The following is a 1,327-nucleotide window of genomic DNA, read 5'->3' as shown; positions in this document are numbered from 1 at the left end:
CGCCACTCCCCCGCCGGCCACTCCCCCGCCGGCCGGCTCGCGGGCCGGGTGAGCGAGCGGCCCGGCCAGGGGCGGACTCGGCGTCGTCGAACGGCACACCCGAACGGGTGAAACGCGACGGCGGATGTTGAACACGTTGAACGGGCCCACGCGTTTCCGGCAGGGACCTCCCGCACCACGAAGCAGCAGGTCAGGGCCGGACACGGGCCGGACGACGGCCGGAGCGGACCGGGCCGGAGCGGACCGGCACCGTCCGGAACCCGTCACGCACCGTGTCGCGTTGGGCCCGAGCCGGTCACGCTGTGGTCTCCAGCCCGTGCGCGGGCACAGCTCGACCGTGGAGCACACCGTGCCGTCCAAGACCGCCCTCTCCGTCCCCGACCGACCCGATCCCGTCCCGGCCGCCGATGACGGCCCGGCGCCACCGCCGGACACGACCGCCGCCCGGGAAGCGCTGCGCCGCGCGCACGCACTGGTGGAACCGGCCCTCCTCAGCTGGACGGACCGGCTGCCCACGGAGCTGCGGCGTATAGCCCGCTACCACTTCGGCTGGACCGATTCGGCCGGGCTGCCGGACCGCGGCCTCAGCGGCAAGGTGCTGCGGCCCGCTCTCGTCCTGGGTTGCGCGGAGGCCGTCGGCGGCTCGGCCGAGGACGCCCTGCCCCCGGCGGTGGCCGTGGAGCTGGTCCACAACTTCTCCCTGCTGCACGACGACATCCTCGACGGCGACACCACCCGCCGTCACCGGGCCACCGCGTGGACGGTGTTCGGTTCGCCCAGCGCGCTGCTCACTGGGGACGCCCTGCTCTCCCACGCCTTCCGGGTCCTGGCCGAGGACGGCTCGCCCCGGGCGGCGGCCGCCGTCGCGGATCTGGCCGACGCCACCACCCGGCTGGTCGACGGCGAGAACACCGATATCGGCTTCGAGTCCCGGGAGCGTGTCCCGCTCGACGCCTGCCTGGGCATGAGCGAGGCGAAGACCGCCGCGCTGCTCGCCTCCTCCTGCGCGCTCGGCGCGCTGTGGGCGGGCGCCGCCCCCGACCGGGTCGAATCGCTGCGACGGTTCGGTCACCACCTGGGGCTGGGGTTCCAGATCACCGACGACCTGCTCGGCATCTGGGGCGACCCCGCGGTCACGGGCAAACCGGCCGGAGCCGACCTGGCGGCCCGCAAGAAGTCCCTGCCGGTCACGGCGGCGCTGGGCTCCGAGGGCAGTGCCGCACGACGGCTGGCCGCGCTCTACCGGCCGCTGGAGGCGGACGCCCCGCAGGAGACCCCGGAACGGCTGGCGGAACTCGCGGAGCTGGTCGAGCGGGCGGGCGGGCGG

General features: G+C 75.6%; 1 protein-coding gene. It reads left to right on the top strand.

The genetic code is table 11. The features are described from left to right. Nucleotides 1–349: 349 nt before the first annotated feature. A partial coding sequence (locus E0D90_RS25670) for a polyprenyl synthetase family protein (protein ID WP_227870513.1) occupies nucleotides 350–1,327 on the top strand: 978 nt, incomplete at its 3' end.

This window comes from Streptomyces otsuchiensis, from assembly GCF_004305975.1.
Lineage (GTDB): Bacteria > Actinomycetota > Actinomycetes > Streptomycetales > Streptomycetaceae > Streptomyces > Streptomyces otsuchiensis.
The sequence above is the reverse complement of the archived record's forward strand: the minus strand, read 5'-3'. Positions and strand labels throughout refer to the sequence as shown.